4 protein-coding genes are annotated in these 4,676 nt (G+C 41.2%); 2 read left to right on the top strand and 2 right to left on the bottom strand.

The genetic code is table 11. The features are described from left to right. The first annotated feature begins 299 nt into the window (after positions 1-299). Positions 300-1,076 (top strand): RNA polymerase sigma factor SigF, encoded by a 777-nt coding sequence (locus VB711_RS20980; RefSeq protein WP_323288229.1) that lies wholly within the window; start codon positions 300-302, stop codon positions 1,074-1,076. A 53-nt stretch (positions 1,077-1,129) separates the two neighbouring features. Here the strand turns inward: VB711_RS20980 and VB711_RS20975 are convergent, their stop codons facing one another. Continuing rightward, entirely contained in the window at positions 1,130-1,783 is a 654-nt protein-coding gene (locus tag VB711_RS20975) for a cofactor assembly of complex C subunit B (protein WP_323288228.1), read from the bottom strand. 363 nt (positions 1,784-2,146) lie between these two features. Then, on the bottom strand, positions 2,147-2,875 hold the full coding sequence (rpaB, locus tag VB711_RS20970; RefSeq protein WP_323288227.1) for a response regulator transcription factor RpaB: 729 nt from the start codon (positions 2,873-2,875) through the stop codon (positions 2,147-2,149). A gap of 170 nt (positions 2,876-3,045) precedes the next feature. Between rpaB and radA the strand changes: the two genes are divergently transcribed. Continuing rightward, complete coding sequence (gene radA, locus VB711_RS20965) at positions 3,046-4,629, top strand: DNA repair protein RadA (protein ID WP_323288226.1); 1,584 nt, start codon at positions 3,046-3,048, stop codon at positions 4,627-4,629. Positions 4,630-4,676 lie beyond the last annotated feature (47 nt).

Genomic DNA, 4,676 nt, shown 5'->3' with positions numbered 1-4,676 from the left:
CCTGACTCCTGACTCCTAACCCTAAAGAAAAGACTTTTTCAGCAAGCCCTAAGTAGTATTACAGATAAATACTAAAGTTTGTGATATAGTTTTTAAAGTTAGTCAACAAAAATTATTTACAACATGAATAGAGCAAGTAAATCAAGTGTAATTACTAGATACTATGTTAAAGTACAGATTAAGTTTCAGTAAAACAACTATAGCTTATTCTGGGTTGACTAGGGAAAATAATGACAGCCTTGAAGAGGGTATACGCAACTCCATTTTGCGAAAAAAGGGGTTACTAAAAAGGAACTGATATGGCAGCAACTAAATCCTGTGCGCGATCTGATGGTATAGAGTTGTTATACCTATACTACCAACATCCTTCAATCAAACTTCGTAACCGACTTGTAGAGTTACATAGAGGTTTAGTACGGAAAATGGCTTATACCTTTAGCCACCAATGTCAAGAACCTTATGAAGACTTAGAACAAATTGGTTATTTGGGTTTAATTAGAGCTATTGAACGCTTTGACCCCAATCATGGATATGCGTTCAGTTCCTTTGCTGTACCCTATATTCGCGGTGAAATATTGCATTTTTTGCGCGATCGCTCTACACTCTTAAAAATCCCCCGCCGTTGGCAAGAACTCTATAATGAAGGGGAAAAGGTTCACAAAGAACTAACACTATCTTTAGGTCGCACTCCCAAGGACAGCGAAATTGCTCAAAAACTTAACGTCTCTCTCCTAGAGTGGCAAGAAAGTAAGTTAGCTGTTCAAAACCGTGTTCCTTTAAGTTTAGATGCTACCATTTCTCACTCTGCTGATCATCAAATCACCCTGGGAGAAATCCTTCCCTGTGTTCAAACTGCTTCACTTCAGCAACAACAGGAAGAACGGCAACAATTACGACGAGCTATCAGTATGTTAGAAGATAAACCCCGCGTAGCAATTGAGTTGGTTTTCTTAAAAAAGCTGACTCGCAAAGATGCGGCCAAAAAACTTGGTGCTAGTCCCATGACAGTAACACGTTATCTGCAAGCAGGTATCCAAGAATTAACTTTTTACTTGCATCCTCAACCAAAGTGTTGAATTATAGTATTTGGTTGAACCCATAAAATTTTAGATACAAGAAAAATATTCCTTTAGTGGGAAGGGAGTAACTCTTGAAAAGTTACAGCTAATTTATCAGCAATCCCCCCAATCCAATTTTCATCTTGTTTAGTATAACTCCGGGGCGCATTTGCACCCAAAATTAATACACCTTGGTTGCCGATTGGTTGACAAATTACCCCTTGTGTGTTTTCTGGTAAATAATCAAATTCAATTGCACCGGGATAAACTTTTAAAGCCACTAAATAAATCGGTTTTTGAGTTTCCAGTACCCGTTTTAAAATTACACCTGGTGTTACTTCCGATTTAGGAGCAAGAATGCCACGCCGTAATAAAACTTTACCTTGATAGTAAACTAATAGCGATCGCGTGACCGTATTGGTTAATAATAAATGCGTTGCCCAGGCTAACTCTGTTTTTAGTCCTGCTGGTAAATCGGGATCTAAAACAAACCCTTCTTCTCCAATTAGTTCAACTGTATCAGGCGATCGTGGTTGTACTTGCTGCCAAATCAAACCTGTTAAAATTAACACCGCGCTCAAAATCACCCCCAAAACATCCCCTCGTGCTTGAGATGCTGTCAGTTCTGGCGTTAATAACCGATTAACCAGCAAAAGTACAGCACCTACCCCCCCAACTACTAAGGGTAAACGCCGCAAAATTCGATTAGGATCAGATTTAGTCATTGGTGACAAAGGAAGGTTAAAGGGGGAAAAAGCAAAGAAAGGGAAGATTCAAAAGGCAGGAGACAGGATATAGGACAATACTTATCGGTTAAGAGTTTTTGTAGTTTTTGTAGGTTGGGTTAAGCGACAGCGCAACCCAACAAAAGCCCGTAAATGTTGGGTTTCTTAACGTCAAACGTCATTCTCCACAAGCCGGGAAACCCGTCCAAGGCGATGACTCCCCAACCTACCTGATTTAATGTTTTTAGCTTAACCGACAAGTATTTCCTTTAAACTGGGCTTTAGACCCAGAACCAAAGTTTTAATTCATACTTCTTCCCTCCTGTCCTCCTGCCCTCTGCCCTCTATCCCTCTACTCCATCTTTACTCGTCCCCTGGTTCAATTATTCGTTGAAATAGGTAGCCAGTACCTCTAGCAGTGAGAATTAATTCAGGATTACTAGGATCATCCTCTAATTTTGCTCGCAAACGGGAAATATGTACATCAACCACCCGTGTATCTACGTGACGTTCTGGCGTATAACCCCAAACTTCTTGCAAAATTTCCGAACGCGAAAAAGCTTCACCAGAGCGACTAACTAACAACTCTAGTAAGCTAAACTCCATCCCCGTCAAGCGAATACGTTCATCACCTTTGTATACTTGACGTTTATTCGTATCAATTCTGATATTGGCGATATGAATTACACCAGAACTGGGAATACCAGTCACACCAGTTTTGTCTACCCGTCGTAAAACAGAGCGAATCCGCGCTTCTAGCTCCTTGGGAGAGAATGGTTTAACAACATAGTCATCAGCCCCCAATTCTAACCCAGTGATGCGATCCGCTACATCGCCCAAAGCTGTTAGCATGATAATCGGAACATCTGATTCCTTACGCAATTCTTGACAAACGCCGTAACCATCCAGTTTCGGCATCATGACATCTAAAACTACCAAGTCCGGTTCAGCTTTGCGAAATATTTCTAAAGCTTCTTCTCCGTCGCCAGCCGTTACCACATCGTAGCCAATCATGGAAAGGCGCGTTTCCAAAATCCGGCGAATGCTGGCTTCGTCGTCTACTACCAGGATTTTTTCTTTATGACTTTCCAAGTGTCCCTACTCTCCCTCACTAAAAATTATCATGATGAATTTTTAATACCATAATATTAAGATATCATTCCCTTTATTAATTGGGAAAAAGCCTTAAATACGACTACGATTAGATTTTAGTCTCTTTGAGAAATTAAGAAAATATTAAGAATATTTAATAAACATCAAGAATGGCAAAGCCTAAAAGCGTTTTTATTTGTAACGATTGTGGAGCAGAATCATCCCAATGGTTTGGTAAGTGTCCAGCTTGCGGCACATATAACTCCCTAGAAGAGCAGATCACTATCCACTCTTCGGTAGATGTACCCAGTCGAGGCGGAGTCGGTAATTGGCACGCTGGTCAAAATAACGGTAAAACTACTTCTAAACCAGCAAAAGCCAGAGCTTCCTTGACATTTGACCAAATTACTGATCGCCAAATTGCTCGTTGGGAATCTGGTTATGGAGAATTAGATCGGGTTCTGGGAGGTGGAATTGTTCCCGGTTCGATGGTGTTAATCGGTGGTGATCCAGGAATTGGTAAATCTACCTTACTCCTACAAGTTTCTAATGAACTAGCGCAGAGATACCGTATCCTCTATGTCACTGGTGAAGAATCAGGACAGCAGGTGAAATTACGTGCTTCTCGGTTGGGAATGTCAAAACCGTTAAATTTAGTAAGTGAAAAAACGGGTGACGATCTGACTGAGGATGAAGTTGTTGAAATCAAAGAAACTAAAAAAATAGTTGAAAATACGACTGAGCCAATAGATCCTGACAGCATAGGTGCAAATTTATATGTTTTGCCAGAAACAGATTTAGAAGAGATTTTGCGGGAAATAGACTCCCTTAAACCAAATGTGGCGGTAATTGATAGTATCCAAACCGTTTTCTTTCCAGCTTTAACGTCAGCACCGGGTTCAGTTGCTCAAGTCCGTGAATGTACGGCAGCTTTGATGAAAGTGGCAAAACACGAAGATGTGACGATGTTAATTGTTGGTCACGTTACCAAAGAAGGAGCGATCGCTGGACCCAAAGTTTTAGAACATTTAGTTGATACAGTATTGTATTTTGAGGGCGATCGCTTTGCCTCCCATCGTTTGTTAAGAACTGTGAAAAATCGTTTCGGAGCTACCCATGAAATTGGTATATTTGAAATGGTTTCCCACGGATTAAGGGAAGTTCCCAACCCCTCCGAATTATTTTTAGGCAACCGTGATGACCCGTCCCCCGGTACAGCCATAGTCGTTGCTTGCGAAGGAACCCGCCCCATAGTAGTTGAGTTGCAAGCCTTGGTCAGTCCTACCAGTTACCCCTCTCCCCGTCGTGCTGGTACAGGAATAGATTATAATCGGTTAGTGCAGATCCTAGCCGTATTAGAAAAGCGGGTAGGTATACCGATGTCCAAATTAGATTCTTATGTGGCATCGGCTGGGGGATTAAACGTAGAAGAACCGGCAGTAGATTTAGGAATAGCGATCGCGATCGTTGCCAGTTTTCGAGATAGAATAGTTGATCCAGGTACAGTATTGATAGGGGAAGTGGGTTTAGGGGGACAAGTAAGATCAGTGTCCCAAATGGAACTGAGGTTGAAAGAAGCAGCCAAACTGGGATTTAAAAGAGCGATCGTTCCTAAAGGCACAAAATTCCCCGATCTAAATATCGAAATTTTACCAGTTTCCAAAGTCATAGATGCCATTATTGCCGCCATTCCCCATCAAACCCTAGAGGAGAGCGATTTAAACCCCGATGAAGAAGAAACAGAAACTGAATAAAATGTAATCCAGTTCACGAACTTTTAATTATTTATGACATCCTTCCT

Source organism: Cronbergia sp. UHCC 0137 (assembly GCF_034932285.1).
Taxonomy (GTDB): domain Bacteria; phylum Cyanobacteriota; class Cyanobacteriia; order Cyanobacteriales; family Nostocaceae; genus Cronbergia.
This window is presented reverse-complemented; position numbering and strand designations above follow the sequence as displayed.